The organism is Pseudomonas panipatensis (assembly GCF_900099785.1).
GTDB classification, from domain to species: domain Bacteria; phylum Pseudomonadota; class Gammaproteobacteria; order Pseudomonadales; family Pseudomonadaceae; genus Pseudomonas; species Pseudomonas panipatensis.
In genome coordinates this window covers 315,040-328,223 of sequence record NZ_FNDS01000002.1, presented here as the reverse complement: position 1 = coordinate 328,223, position 13,184 = coordinate 315,040, and the positions used below count along the sequence as shown (strand labels likewise).

The 13,184-nt window shown below is 68.5% G+C and carries 13 protein-coding genes; 9 read left to right on the top strand and 4 right to left on the bottom strand.

All coding sequences use genetic code 11. From position 1 onward, the window contains the following. Nucleotides 1–4: 4 nt before the first annotated feature. Complete coding sequence (locus tag BLQ74_RS05630; protein WP_090261558.1) at nucleotides 5–814, bottom strand: SirB1 family protein; 810 nt, start codon at nucleotides 812–814, stop codon at nucleotides 5–7. A gap of 167 nt (nucleotides 815–981) precedes the next feature. Here BLQ74_RS05630 and BLQ74_RS05625 point away from each other — a divergent pair, with 167 nt between their 5' ends. The 4 genes from BLQ74_RS05625 (at nucleotide 982) to BLQ74_RS05610 (ending at nucleotide 5,412) form a co-directional block, all read left to right on the top strand. Beyond that, nucleotides 982–2,001 carry a Leu/Phe/Val dehydrogenase gene (locus BLQ74_RS05625; RefSeq protein ID WP_090261557.1) on the top strand — a complete coding sequence of 340 codons (1,020 nt, stop codon included), beginning with the start codon at nucleotides 982–984 and terminating at the stop codon, nucleotides 1,999–2,001. Nucleotides 2,002–2,091: 90 nt separating this feature from the next. Then, nucleotides 2,092–3,219 (top strand): pyruvate dehydrogenase (acetyl-transferring) E1 component subunit alpha, encoded by a 1,128-nt coding sequence (pdhA, locus tag BLQ74_RS05620; protein WP_090261556.1) that lies wholly within the window; start codon nucleotides 2,092–2,094, stop codon nucleotides 3,217–3,219. Further along, on the top strand, nucleotides 3,212–4,219 hold the full coding sequence (locus BLQ74_RS05615; RefSeq protein WP_090261555.1) for an alpha-ketoacid dehydrogenase subunit beta: 1,008 nt from the start codon (nucleotides 3,212–3,214) through the stop codon (nucleotides 4,217–4,219). Before pdhA ends, BLQ74_RS05615 begins: the two co-directional genes overlap by 8 nt. 77 nt (nucleotides 4,220–4,296) lie before the next feature. Further along, entirely contained in the window at nucleotides 4,297–5,412 is a 1,116-nt protein-coding gene (locus tag BLQ74_RS05610; RefSeq protein WP_090261554.1) for a dihydrolipoamide acetyltransferase family protein, read from the top strand. Between the two features lie 52 nt (nucleotides 5,413–5,464). Here BLQ74_RS05610 and BLQ74_RS05605 read toward each other — a convergent pair whose 3' ends face one another. Together BLQ74_RS05605 and BLQ74_RS05600 are read right to left on the bottom strand one after the other, a co-directional pair. After that, complete coding sequence (locus tag BLQ74_RS05605; RefSeq protein WP_090261553.1) at nucleotides 5,465–5,725, bottom strand: YebG family protein; 261 nt, start codon at nucleotides 5,723–5,725, stop codon at nucleotides 5,465–5,467. A gap of 260 nt (nucleotides 5,726–5,985) precedes the next feature. Further along, nucleotides 5,986–6,264, bottom strand: a complete 279-nt coding sequence (locus BLQ74_RS05600; protein WP_090261552.1) for a DUF3509 domain-containing protein — start codon at nucleotides 6,262–6,264, stop codon at nucleotides 5,986–5,988. Between the two features lie 170 nt (nucleotides 6,265–6,434). Here BLQ74_RS05600 and BLQ74_RS05595 point away from each other — a divergent pair, with 170 nt between their 5' ends. The 5 genes from BLQ74_RS05595 to BLQ74_RS05575 all read left to right on the top strand — a co-directional run bounded on the left by BLQ74_RS05595 (nucleotide 6,435) and on the right by BLQ74_RS05575 (nucleotide 10,724). Next, complete coding sequence (locus tag BLQ74_RS05595; protein ID WP_090261551.1) at nucleotides 6,435–6,911, top strand: phosphate-starvation-inducible protein PsiE; 477 nt, start codon at nucleotides 6,435–6,437, stop codon at nucleotides 6,909–6,911. 87 nt (nucleotides 6,912–6,998) lie between these two features. After that, complete coding sequence (locus BLQ74_RS05590) at nucleotides 6,999–7,970, top strand: HlyD family secretion protein (RefSeq protein WP_090261550.1); 972 nt, start codon at nucleotides 6,999–7,001, stop codon at nucleotides 7,968–7,970. Beyond that, a complete protein-coding gene (locus BLQ74_RS05585; protein WP_090261549.1) occupies nucleotides 7,952–9,124 on the top strand; it encodes an ABC transporter permease in 1,173 nt (390 codons plus the stop codon). The genes BLQ74_RS05590 and BLQ74_RS05585 overlap by 19 nt, the downstream gene beginning before the upstream one ends. A gap of 63 nt (nucleotides 9,125–9,187) precedes the next feature. Beyond that, complete coding sequence (locus BLQ74_RS05580; RefSeq protein WP_425287482.1) at nucleotides 9,188–10,279, top strand: ABC transporter permease; 1,092 nt, start codon at nucleotides 9,188–9,190, stop codon at nucleotides 10,277–10,279. 61 nt (nucleotides 10,280–10,340) lie between these two features. Beyond that, the gene (locus tag BLQ74_RS05575) at nucleotides 10,341–10,724 is read left to right on the top strand and encodes a YceK/YidQ family lipoprotein (protein WP_090261547.1); all 384 of its coding nucleotides are present in this window, start codon (nucleotides 10,341–10,343) and stop codon (nucleotides 10,722–10,724) included. Between the two features lie 31 nt (nucleotides 10,725–10,755). On the opposite strand, the gene BLQ74_RS05570 is transcribed toward BLQ74_RS05575, so the two are convergent. After that, entirely contained in the window at nucleotides 10,756–13,128 is a 2,373-nt protein-coding gene (locus BLQ74_RS05570) for a DEAD/DEAH box helicase (RefSeq protein WP_483153924.1), read from the bottom strand. Nucleotides 13,129–13,184 lie beyond the last annotated feature (56 nt).

Genomic DNA, 13,184 nt, shown 5'->3' with positions numbered 1-13,184 from the left:
CGGCTCAGTGCAGGGCTTTCTTCGGCAGTGCCGACGCTTCCAGGCGCCGGCGCAGCTGCCACTGCTCGGCGGCGTCGTCGCTGAGCAGCAGGGCGCGCTCCAGGTCGTAGCGCTCGGCCTGCGGGCAATCCAGCTGGCGATACAGTTCGGCGCGGGCCAGGTGGTCGGCGACGCTCGGTTCGCCCAGTTCCAGCACCCGTTGCGCATCCTTCAGCGCGGCCAGGGGCGCCCCCGCGGCCTGGTGCAACTGGCGCAGGTTGCGTGACAGGCGCTGGAGCATTTCCCGTGCAGTGGCGGTGAGCAGGTGGCTGGCGTTCAGTTCGACCTGCGGCCCCAGGTGGCGCGCCAGCAAGTCGCGGCAGTCGCGGGTGTAAAGGCGGCGGCCAGAGGTGGGATCGAGCAGGTGGTCGGCGCCCGGAACGCGGAGCAGGAAGCGCCCCGGGAAGTTGACGCCGACCAGCGGAATGCCTTCGCGTCGCGCCAGTTCCAGGGCGATCAGCGCCAACGACAGCGGTTGCCCGCGACGGCGCTGCAGTACCTGCGGCAGCAGGGCGGCGCGAGCCTGTAGGGGGAAGTCGTCGTCTTCGGCGAAACCCAGTTCGCTCAAGCGGCGCAGCAGCGCCTGGGCGCGTTCGGCGTCGCCCTCCAGCAGCGGCAGGCCGGCCGTCACCTGATGCGCCAGGTTATCGACGGCGTGCAACGCCTGCGCGGCCGGCAGGTGCGGCTCGTGCTCGACGGCGATCCACAAGGCCGCCTCGAACAGGTTCGGCGGCTCCAGGGCGAGGCAGGCGAAGCAGGCTTGGCGCGGGTCCATGGCGATCTCCAGTGGATAGAACCTTTTAACCACTGCGCGTGGCAAACGTCCAGTTCCTCGGTCGTCGGCGCCAGCGCTGGCCCCCCGGCCACTGCCTATACTGAGGGAGCCCGTTCACGCTGCCCGCCGTTCGCCGGGCCTGCCCGCATCAGCATGGGAGCGCCGCCGTGTTCGACATCATGGAAGCCACCCGGCTCGAGTCGTTGCACCTCGCCCAGGACCCGGCCACGGGACTCAAGGCGATCATCGCCATTCACAGCTCCCGGCTCGGGCCAGCCCTGGGGGGCTGTCGCTATCTGCCTTACGCGGACGATGACGCCGCGCTGCGCGACGTCGCGCGCCTGGCCCAGGGCATGAGCTACAAGGCCGCGCTGGCCGGCCTGCGGCAGGGCGGCGGCAAGGCGGTGATCGTCCGCGCGCCGCATGTGGATAACCGGGGCGCGCTGTTCGAGGCCTTCGGGCGATTCATCGATTCGCTGGGCGGCGCCTATGTCACTGCGGTGGACAGCGGCACGTCGAGCACCGACATGGACTGCATCGCCCAGCACACCCGCCATGTCACCAGCACCACCAGCGGCGGCGATCCGTCGCCGCACACCGCCATGGGCGTGTTCGCCGGCATTCGCGCCAGCGCCCAGGCGCGCCTGGGCAGCGATGATCTGGAGGGTCTGCGCATCGCCGTGCAGGGTCTCGGTCACGTCGGCTACGCCCTGGCCGAGCAACTGGCGGCGGCGGGCGCCGAGCTGCTGGTCAGCGACCTCGACACCGGCAAGGTGCAACTGGCGGTGGAGCAACTGGGCGCCCAGCCGATCGCCAACGAGGCACTGCTCACCACCCCCTGCGACATACTCGCGCCCTGCGGCCTGGGCGGCGTGCTGACTTCGCAGATAGTGGCCCAGCTACGCTGCGCGGCGGTGGCCGGCGCGGCCAACAATCAACTGGCGCATCCCGATGTCGCCGATGAGCTGGAGGCGCGCGGCATCCTTTACGCGCCCGATTACGTGATCAATTCCGGTGGCCTGATCTTCGTCTCCCTGCAGCATCAGGGCGAGGACCTGCCGGCGATCACCGCGCACCTGGCGCAGATCGGCAACCGTCTGACCGAGGTCTACGCCCACGCCCAGGCCGAACACCGCTCGCCCGCGCGGGTCGCCGACCTGATCGCCGAACGCATTCTCTACGGCTAGCGGCGCGGGCGAGCCGAGACCGCGCCGCCGCCGCTACCCGCGGCGGCCCGACAAGCGCTCCACCTACCCGGTGGGAAACGGAGGACGGTCATGGCGCCGAACGCATCCAGCCTTCCCTACACGCGCTACCTGGCGCCCGACGGCCAACTGGTCGGCGACCCGCCGGCCTGGGCCGATGACCGGCGCCTGTTGACCCGACTCTACCGGCAGATGGTGCTGACCCGCCTGTTCGACCAGAAAGCCGTGGCCTTGCAGCGTACCGGGCGGATCGGCACCTACGCGCCGACCCTCGGCCAGGAGGCCATCGGCGTGGGCGTCGGCTGCGCCATGCACGGCGACGACGTGCTGGTGCCTTACTACCGCGACACCGCCGTGCAGTTGCTGCGTGGCGTGCGCATGGAGGAAATCCTTCTCTACTGGGGCGGCGACGAGCGCGGCAGTGCCTATGTCGATCCGGCCTGCGCCGAGGATTTCCCCATCTGCGTGCCCATCGCCACCCAGGCCCTGCATGCCTGTGGCGTGGCCACGGCGATGAAGATTCGTGGCGAGCACCGCGCCGTGGTGACGACCTGTGGAGACGGCGCCACCAGCAAGGGCGATTTCTTCGAAGCCCTGAATGTCGCTGGCGCCTGGCAGTTGCCGGTGGTCTTCGTGGTCAACAACAACCAGTGGGCGATCTCGGTGCCACGGCGCATCCAGTGCGCCGCGCCGACCCTGGCGCAGAAGGCGCTGGGCGCCGGCATCGCCGGCGAGCAGGTGGACGGCAACGATGTGCTGGCGGTCTACGAGCGCGTGCGCCAGGCCCTCGAACGCGCCCGCCACGGCAAGGGGCCGCTGCTGCTGGAGTGCTTGAGCTACCGCCTGTGCGATCACACCACCGCCGACGACGCCAGTCGCTATCGCTCCGCCGAGGAGGTCAACCAGGCCTGGCGCGAGGAGCCGGTCAAGCGCCTGCAGGCCTACCTGGCGGCGCTCGGCGTGTGGAACGAGAGCTGCGAGCAGGCGCTGGTCGGCGAATGCCAGGGCTTGGTGCAACAGGCGGTGGAGCGCTTCGAGGCGACTGCGGCGCAAGGCCCGCAGGCGCTCTTCGACTCGCTCTACGCGCGCTGGCCGGCGGCCCTGGCGGAGCAGCGCGAGATGCTCGCCGAGCGCCTGGCGCGGCGCCAGGCCGCGCTCGCGGCGAACCCCGCGCAGCCGGGAGGGAGGCACGATGGCTGATCCGCAACGCAACCCCGAGCCGCGTTCGCTGACCCTGCTCGAAGCGGTCAACCTGGCGTTGCACCGGGCCATGGCCGAGGACCCGGACGTGGTGGTGCTGGGCGAGGACGTCGGCGTCAACGGCGGGGTGTTCCGCGCCACCCTCGGCCTGCGCGACGCTTTCGGCTTCAAGCGCGTGCTGGATACGCCGCTGGCGGAGAACATGATCGCCGGACTGAGCATCGGCATGGCCGCCCAGGGCCTCAAGCCGGTGATGGAAATCCAGTTCATGGGCTTCATCTACGCGGCCATGGAGCAACTGGTGTCCCACGCCAGCCGCCTGCGCAATCGCACCCGTGGCCGGCTGAGCTGCCCGCTGGTGCTGCGCACGCCGATGGGCGCCGGTATCCGCGCGCCGGAACATCACAGCGAAGCCACTGAAGCGATGTTCGCGCATATCCCCGGCATTCGCGTGCTGGTGCCTTCCTCGCCGGCGCGGGCCTATGGCCTGCTGCTGGCGGCCATCGACGACCCCGACCCGGTGATTTTCCTGGAGCCGACGCGGCTCTACCGGATGAATCCGCAACCCTTGCTGGACGATGGCCGGCGCCTGCCGCTGGACAGCTGTTTCACCCTGCGCGAAGGCGGCGATCTGACCTTGGTCAGTTGGGGCGCCAGTGTCCACGAGACGCTGCAGGCAGCCGATGTCCTGGGCGAGCGCGGCGTGCAGGCGGAGGTCATCGACGTCGCCAGCCTCAAGCCGCTCGACCTGGACACCCTGGAAGCCTCGGTGCGCAAGACCGGGCGCTGCGTCATCGTCCACGAGGCGCCGAAGAGCGGCGGCCTGGGCGCGGAGATCGCCGCCAGCCTTTACGAGCGCGCGTTGCTCGACCTGCAGGCGCCGATCCAGCGCGTCACCGCGCCGGACATCCCGCCGCCGCTGTACCGCCTGGAAACCCTGTACCTGCCGAGCGTGGCGGACATTCTGGCAGCCTGCGAGGGAGTGCTCAGCTATGCCTGAGGGTGGGGTGCGCGTCGGTGCCGGGTGGTTGTGCGCGGCCACCGCGATGAACAGACAGATGCCGTCGGAGAATGCCTATGAAGCACTTCAAGCTGCCCGACCTCGGCGAAGGGCTGCAGGAGGCCGAGATCGCCCACTGGCATGTCAGCCAGGGACAGCGCGTCGAGGCTGACCAGCCGCTGGTGTCGGTGGAGACCGCCAAGGCCCTGGTGGAAATCCCGGCGCCCTACGCGGGCGTCGTGGAAAAACTGTTCGGTGCCGAAGGCGATGTCCTGCATGTCGGTGAACCGCTGGTTGGCTTCGAGGGCGAGAGCAGCGATGCCGGAACCGTGGTCGGGCGCCTGGAGGGTGGCGGCGAAGCGGCGCGACACGATGTTTTCTTCATCGGCGCGGCACCCTCCACCCGTGAGCACCTGGCGCCGCGCGCCACGCCGGCGGTGCGCCAGTTGGCTCGGCAGCTCGGCGTGGAACTGGGCGCGCTCAGTGGCAGTGGGGCGGCGGGCCTGATCACGCGCGCCGACGTGGAAGCCGCGGCCGAGAGTGCCCGCGAGCGTTTTGGCGGCGAACGCCTGCGCGGGGTGCGGCGCAGCATGGCGCTCAACATGGCGCGCGCGCACGCCGAAGTGGTGCCGGTGACCCTCCATGGCGATGCCGACCTGCAGCGCTGGGGCGCGGCCCGCGATCCCTTGATCCGCCTGGCCCAGGCCATCGCCCATGCGTGTCGCGTGGAACCCGTGCTGAACAGCTGGTTCGATGGCAACGCCCTGGCCGTCCGCCGGCATGCGCAGCTCGACCTGGGCATCGCCGTGGACACCCCCGATGGCCTCTTCGTCCCGGTGTTGCGCAATGTCGGCCAGCGCAGCGCCGAGGACTTGCGCGAAGGCGTGGCGCGCCTGCGCGCGGACGTGCAGGCGCGCTCCATCCCGCCGCAGGAAATGCTCGGCGCGACCCTTACCCTGTCTAATTTCGGCACCCTGTTCGGCCGCTATGCCAGCCCGGTGGTGCTGCCGCCGCAGGTGGCGATCCTCGGTGCCGGCGGTATCCGCGACGAACCGGTGGCCTGGCAGGGCCGGGTGGAAATCCATCCGATGCTGCCGTTGTCGCTGACCTTCGACCATCGCGTGGTCACCGGCGGCGAAGCGGCGCGATTCCTCCAGGCGCTGGTGGAGGCGCTGGAGGCGCCCTCGGGCTGACGCCTGGACAAACGAAAGCCCCGGATGGGCTGTCCGGGGCTCGGGGGGAGGGTCAGGCGTCGGGCGTGGCGAAGAGTTCGCCGAGGGCTTCCGGCTGGTTCTTGAAGGCGCGGGCGAAGGCGTCGCGGTTCTTCGCCATGAAGATGCCGATTTCCTCGACCTGGGTTTCGTTCAGCGAGGGCACCGCCTTCTGCAGGACATCGGCCAGCGTCTCCGCCAGTTCGAGCATCTTGTCGTGCCGGTCGGCTTCTGCCTTATCCATGAACAGGCGCTCCGGATCGCGGCTGCTGCGGTACACCACTTCGACGGCCATTCATCACCTCTATGCCTTCTAGTCTGGGGGGAATTGAAAGTACTGGCTATTTATACAGTATCGAATTCGTCCCGGCTACTCCGTTGATGCGTGCCTTTTGCGCACGGCTGGCGCAATGATAGTGCCGCCCGGTTGACCGGGCGCTGGCGTTGCGCAACGGGGTGTGTGCGATGGCGGCTGTGGCGCGATGCCTGATCGGCCAGCGCCCCGCACCATGCTGGGGCGCTGTGCTTGCCGCTGGCGTCCGTGGCGCCAGGTGTTCAGGAGGCTATCGGCAGTCCGCGGCCTTCGGTCATGTCCGCCAGCAGGCGCGGGGCGCTGTCGCCCTCTTCGATGGCGATGCCGAAGCGGATGCTCTGGATCAGCCGCTGCAGCTGCTCCGGGTCTTGTAGCTGGCCGGCGCGGATCAGCCGCTTGGCGACCACGCCGCTGTCGCTGGAGAGGGTCAGGACGATGCTGCCGTCCGGCCGTTCGAGGCTGAAGTTGACCCGGTAGCGGTCCTGGAATTCGTCGCTGAGTACCTGGAAGGGGCTGTTCATATTCGATCCTTGCCTGGGGCATGGCGTGACCCTTCATGGACTGGAGGGCGTCTGCAAAAGTTCGCGGTCATATTGCCGCAGCCTCGGCGCGCTATGCGTGTCGAGGGTCAATGGCGTGTGACTTGCACGTACCACGCCAACAATCGCCGAAAGCAAGGGAGATACGACGAATGAAACTGGATTGGGCCGAACGCCTGCGGCAGCAAATGCACGGGGTCGCCGAGTCGCTCGGCAACCTGCTGGTCGAGGCCTTCCACTACCTGGCGCTGTTCGCCATCGGCGCCACGGTGTTCTGGTCGGCGGCGGTATCCTTCGTCGACATGGTGGCCAAGGGGCATGCCAGCATCGACGACATCCTGCTGCTGTTCATCTACCTCGAACTGGGTGCGATGGTCGGTATCTACTTCAAGACCAACCACATGCCGGTGCGCTTCCTCATCTATGTGGCGATGACCGCGCTGACCCGCCTGATGATCGCCGACATCCAGCACAACCATACGCCGGACGACGGCATCATCCTGGTCTCGGTGGCGCTGCTGCTGCTGGCCCTGGCGATCCTGGTGGTGCGCTATGCGTCGTCGCGCTTCCCGTCGCCGCCGACGAGCAAGGGCGGGGAGATCGGCCAGGCGTCCGACGACGAGCGCTGAAATCTCCCTAATCGCCTGCGGCGGCCCCCAGCGACTGGCGGATGCACTACCATCGGCGGATCGCGCCGCCGAGGGAAGACCCGCACGATGAAGGGCTGGAAGCTGTTCGCACCCCTGCTGATCCTGGTGATCGTCGCCATTACCCTGTACCTGCAGCTGCACACCCAGCCGCTGCTGTTGCAGGGCGAGGCGGACGCCACCGAAGTGATAGTCGCGTCCAAGGCCAAGGGCCGGGTCGAGCACCTGCACGTGCGGCGTGGCGACGAGGTGAAGAAGGGCGATCTGCTGATCAGCCTGAGCAGCCCGGAATTGCAGGCCCAGCTGGATTCCCTGCGCGCCGCGCGCAGCCAGGCCCAGGCGCAGCTCGACGAGTCCGTGCATGGCACCCGCGAGGAAACCTTGCGCGCCTTGCAGGCCAGTCTGCAGCAGGCCCAGGCCGAATTGCGCAACGCCGAACTCGATTACCAGCGCAACCAGGAACTCGCCGCGCGCGGCTTCGTCTCCCAGTCCCAGCTCGACCTGTCGCGGCGTGGCCACGATGTGGCGCGCAACCAGGTCGCCGAAGCCCAGGCCAATCTGGACCAGGGAAATCGCGGCGACCGAGAGGAAACCCGCAAGGCGCTGTCGGCCGCGGTGCGCCGCGCCGATGCCCAGCTCGCCGAGCTGGAGGCGCAGAGCGACGATCTCAGGGTGCTGGCCCCGGTGGACGGCGAGGTCGGTCCCATTCCGGCGGAAGAGGGCGAGCTGATCAACGCCTACAGTCCATTGCTGACCCTGGTGCGGCTGTCCGACAGTTACCTGGTGTTCAACCTGCGCGAGGACATCCTGGCCAAGGTGCGCAAGGGCGACAAGGTGGCGCTGCAACTGCCGGCGCTGGGCGATGCCAGGGTCGAGGCCGAGGTGCGCTACATCGCGCCCCTCGGTGACTTCGCGACCAAGCGCGCGACTCGCGCCACCGGCGATTTCGACCTGAAGACCTTCGAGGTACGGCTGTATCCGCTGCAGCCGGTGCAAGGCCTGCGTCCGGGGATGAGCGCGCTGTGGCACTGGCAGCAGTAAGGCGCAACCTGCAGCGCTTCGCCCAGGCGTTCAACACCGAGACGCGCCTCGCCGTGCGCAGCTGGACCATCCACTGGCTCGGCTGGCTGTGGCCGCTGCTGCTGTTCACCCTGATCAGTGGCATCTACCAGGCCGGGACCCTGCTGGACATGCCGGTGGCGGTGGTCGACGCCGATCACAGCAGCCTCTCGCGGCGCGTGGTGCGCGAACTCGATGCGGGTTCCCACGCCCAGGTCGAGGTCCTTGGCGGTGGCTTGCAGGAGGGCCTGCAACGCCTCCGCCGCGCCGCGGATTACGCGCTCCTTTACATCCCGCGGGATTTCGAGGCCGACGCCCTCGCCGGGCGCCAGCCCAAGGCCGAGCTTTACTACAACTCGCTGTTCTACTCCGCCGGCTACTACTCGACCCAGGACTTCGGCGGCCTGGTCAGCGCCCTCAACCAGGACCTGCGTCCACGCCTGGCCGCCGGCATGGGCCAGCCCCTGCCGAGCCTGGCGAGCATCAGCGTGGCCTACGAAAGCCTGTTCAACGCCAGCGGCAACTACATCTACTACCAGCAGTTCGCCGCCATCGTGCACCTGCTGCAACTCTTCGTGATCGTCGCCACCGTGCACGTGCTGGCCCGCGAGGCGCCGGAACTGCGCGCTTCCTCGCCGCACATCCTGCGGGCCAAGGCGCTGGGCGTGCGCCTGCTGGGCAAGCTGGCGCCCTACACGCTGATGTTCAGTACCTTGCTGATGGTCGAGCTGTTTCTGCTGGTGACCCTCAACGGCGCGAAGATCAACGGCAGCGTGTTGTGGATGCTGGCCATCACCCTCTGCTACGTCGCCGCGGCGCAGAGCCTGGGGTTGATCCTGTTCATCTTCACCGCCAACCGCTTCAGCGCCTACTCGCTGATCGGCCTGCTGATCGGCGTGGCGCAGACCTATTCCGGGGTGCTGCTGCCGGACCTGGCGATGCCGGAGATTGCCCGCCTGATCGCCATCGCCGAACCGCTGACGCATACCCTGCACGGTCTGTTCGACCAGTTCCTGCGCCAGGCGCCGGCGGAGTCCGGCCTGTACGCCTGCGCCAAGCTGCTGCTCTACCCGCTGGTCGCCTACCTGATCGCCAAGCAGCGCCTGCGCCGCCGGCTCGACCTGAGTCCGGCCTGACGGGCCTGAAGGAATAGCGCTGTGGAAAACTTCTGGGCCGTCCTCAAGCAATCGCTGCAGAACATGCTGGGCAAGCCGCTGTGGCTGATGATGGTGCTCTCGGTGTGCCTGACCACCTTGCCTTATGCGCACCGGACCATGGACGACCTGCCGGTGGCGCTGGTCGACATGGACCACAGCGACGCCTCGCGCGAGTTGGCGCGCCTGCTCGACGCGGCGCCGAAGATCGCCGTGCAGCACTACGGCGAACTGCCGGCGGCGCAGCGCGACCTGGCCTGGCGCCGGCTGTTCGGCATCATCATCCTGCCGGTGGACTTCGAGAAGCGCGTGCTGCGCGGCGAGGCGGTGACCATCCCGATCTTCGGCGACGCCACCAACCGCATGGCCAACGGGCAGATCCAGCAGGACATCAGCGCCACCTACAACGAGCTGTCGCTGCGCTACAACCAGGCGCAGCTAATGCGCGCCGGCTTCAGCACGGACCAGGCCAGCGTGCTGCTGAGCCCGGCCGTCGCCCAGCTCACCGACCTGTTCAATCCCGGCACCAGCTTCGCCGCCATCGTCCTGCCGGGGATGGTCACGCTGATCCTGCAGCACAGCCTGCTGCTCTCCTGCACCCGGGTGAATCTCAACCTACGCGGCGGCACGCCGCGCTCGCTGCGCCAGCCCGCGTCGACCCGCTTCGGCCGCTACAGCGCGCAACTGCTGATCTGGATGGTGCTGAGCATGCTCTTCTACGTGATCTGGCCGTGGCTGATGGGGTATCGCCAGACCGCGTCCTTCTTCATGCTCATGGGCCTGGTGCTGCCCTTCCTGCTGGCGGTGATCGCCCTCAGCGAGTTCCTCGCCGAGCTGCTGCCGTCGGAAGAGGCGGTGTACCTGACCATGACCTTCATCACCCTGCCGCTGTTCTACATGGCCGGCTTCACCTGGCCGCCGCAGGCCATGCCCGGCTGGGTGCAGGCGCTGGCCGACGCCATCCCCTCGACCTGGGCGATCCGCGCGGTGGTGGAAATGAACCAGATGAACCTGCCACTCTCGGCAGTGGCCGACCATATCCTCATCCTCTTCGGCATGGCCGCCGTCTACGGTCTGCTCGGCACCTTGATCTACCAGTACCGCAACTGGCGCTGGGATCAGACCAAGTCCTGGTGAACCGCGCGTGCGGCGCCAAAAAAATGGATTATCCACAGGGTTTCGCGACAAGGAGATCGCCATGCAAGGAAAACCACTACTGCCCCTTCTGATGTCTGTGCTGCTGGCGGGCTGCGGCTCGCTGCACACCGTGCGCAGCGACGAGACGCTCGACGTGAGGCATACGCTGCTCAATGGCACCTACTGCGACAGCATCCCGCGGGTGTACAGCGGCGTGGTCTACGACCTCTGCTGGTTGCACGGATCGCCCTACGGTGCGGTCGCCACCGACAGCGCCGGCAATGTGACCGCGCGGGCCTACCGCAGCGATGCCAGGTACAGTTTCGGCGATCCGATCTGGGCGCTGGCCGACATGCTGGTCTCCGGCATTACCGACACCTTCGCCTTGCCCTACACCCTCTACCGGCAGAACCGCGACGGCAGCATCCAACTGGTCCGTGACTGAGCGCCGCGCCCAGGGCATGCAGCCGTGGGCGCTAGACCGCCTTCGGCAGCGGCGCGAAGAGCGCGTCGATATCGGCGTCGTCGAGCTGCCAGTCGGCGCCGGCGCCTTCGAGGATGCCGGCGGCGAGGGCGGCCTTCTCGCGTTGCAGCAACTGGATCTTCTCTTCCACGGTGCCGCGGGCGATCAGCTTGTAGACGAACACCGGCTTGTCCTGGCCGATGCGGTAGGCGCGGTCGCTGGCTTGGTTCTCGGCGGCCGGGTTCCACCAGGGGTCGTAGTGGATCACGGTGTCGGCGGCGGTCAGGTTGAGACCGACGCCGCCGGCCTTGAGGCTGATCAGGAACAGTGGCACGCGGCCCTGCTGGAAGTCCTCCACTGGGGCGCGGCGGTCGCGGCTGTCGCCGGTCAGCAGGGCATAGTCGATGCCGCGTTGGCGCAGCGCCTCGCCGATCAGCGCGAGCATCGAGGTGAACTGCGAGAAAAGCAGCACGCGGCGGCCCTCGGCGAGCAGTTCGTCGAGCATGTCCAGCAGGTACTCCAGCTTGCCCGAGGTCACCGTCTTCGCCGTCTTGCCGCCCGCGGCCGGCGCCTCGCTCTGCACCAGGCGGATGTCGCAGCAGACCTGGCGCAGCTTGAGCAGCGCTTCGAGGATGATGATGCGGCTGCGCGCCAGGCCGCGCCGGGCGATCTCCTCGCGGACCTTGCGGTCCAGGGCCAGGCGCACGGTTTCGTAGAGGTCGCGCTGCGCTTCGCTGAGTTCGATGTGCTGGATGAATTCGCTTTTCGGCGGCAGCTCCGAGGCCACCTGCTCCTTGGTGCGGCGCAGCAGGAAGGGGCGGATGCGCGCGGCCAGGTGCGCCAGGCGTGCCTGGTCGCCGTGGCGCTCGATGGGCGTGCGGTAGTGCTGGGCGAACTGGCGGGCGTCGCCGAGCCAGCCGGGCAGCAGGAAGTGGAACAGCGACCAGAGTTCACCCAGGTGGTTTTCCAGCGGCGTGCCGGTCAGGCACAGGCGGTGCCGCGCGTTCAATTGGCGCGCGGCCTGGGCGGCCTTGGTCCCGGCGTTCTTGATGTTCTGCGCCTCGTCGAGGATCAGCAGGTGGTACTGCTGTTTGCCGAGCTTCTCGGCGTCGCGCGGCAGCAGCGCATAGGTGGTGAGGATCAGGTCATGCTCGGCGATCCGCGCGAAGTCGCGGCGGCGGCCGGCGCCATGCAGGGCGAGCACGCGCAATTGCGGGGTGAAGCGCTCGGCTTCGTCCAGCCAGTTGGGGATCAGGCTGGTCGGCATCACCACCAGGGCCGGCGCGCTGAGGCGCCCGGCTTGTTTTTCCAGGAGCACGTGGGCCAGCGATTGCAGCGTCTTGCCCAGGCCCATGTCGTCGGCGAGGATGCCGCTGGCGCCGACTTCGCGCAGCGTCTGCATCCAGCTCAGGCCTTCGTGCTGGTAAGCCCGTAGTTCGGCGCGCAGCCCCGTCGGCAGCGGCGCCGGTTGGGCGCGGTAGTCGCGCAGGCGGTGGGCGATCTCGCGCAGGTGCTCGCCGCCTTGCCAGTGCAGCGGCAGTTCCTCCAGCTCGCTGAGCCGCGCGGCGTCCGGCGCGCCCATGCGCAAGCGGCGCACCGGCAGCTGTTCGCCCAGGTAGAACTCGGAGATGGTGCCGAGCAGCGGTTTCAGCCTGCCGAATGGCAGGGACACGCGCAGCGGCCGTTCGGAGGCGGTCTGCCAGTTGTGCACCGGGCTGCGCCCGGCGTCCAGGCGCAGCACCAGTTGTTCGTCGTCGGCGTGGCGGGCCAGCGCCTGCGGGTCGAGCAAGGCCGGGCTGCGGCGGATCAGTTCGATCAGCGCCGGCAACAGGCTGATGCGCCGTCCCTCGATCTCGATGCCCAGCTCCAGGTCGAACCACTGGCGGTCTTCGGTCTCCTCGATCTCCGCGTACCAGCTCTCGACCGGGGTCAGGTCGAAGACGAACTCCGGGCGCACCTCCACTTCCCAGCCACGCTCGCGCAGCAGCGGCAGCCCCTCGCGCATGAACTGTTGCCAGGCGCCGTCGTCGGGCAGCTCGAACATTTCCCCGGCGCTGTCTTCCAGGGCATCGCTGCGGCGCATCGCTGGCTTGAAACCGAGCTGGCGCAATTGCAGGCGCAACTGGTTCTCGCGCTCCGGCTGGCGGCTGAGGCGGACGATGCGCTCATCGCGGAACAGTCGCAGCTCGCTGCCGGTCCGCGGGTTGATCGGTCCGGACACCGGCGTGTCGGCATAGAGGAAGGCGAGGGCGGCGCGGTGCCGGGCGATGTTCTGCATGCGCCCGCTGCGCAGGTCGAAGCCGCTGTGCACATGGCTGCCCAGGGTCAGGCGCGGGCGCGGGGCGAATTCGTCGCGCGCAGCGGGCGGCTCGGCTGGTGGGATCATCGGAGCTTCCTTCCGGCGGGCCCGGGGAAATACACAAACGCCCGATGATACCGCTA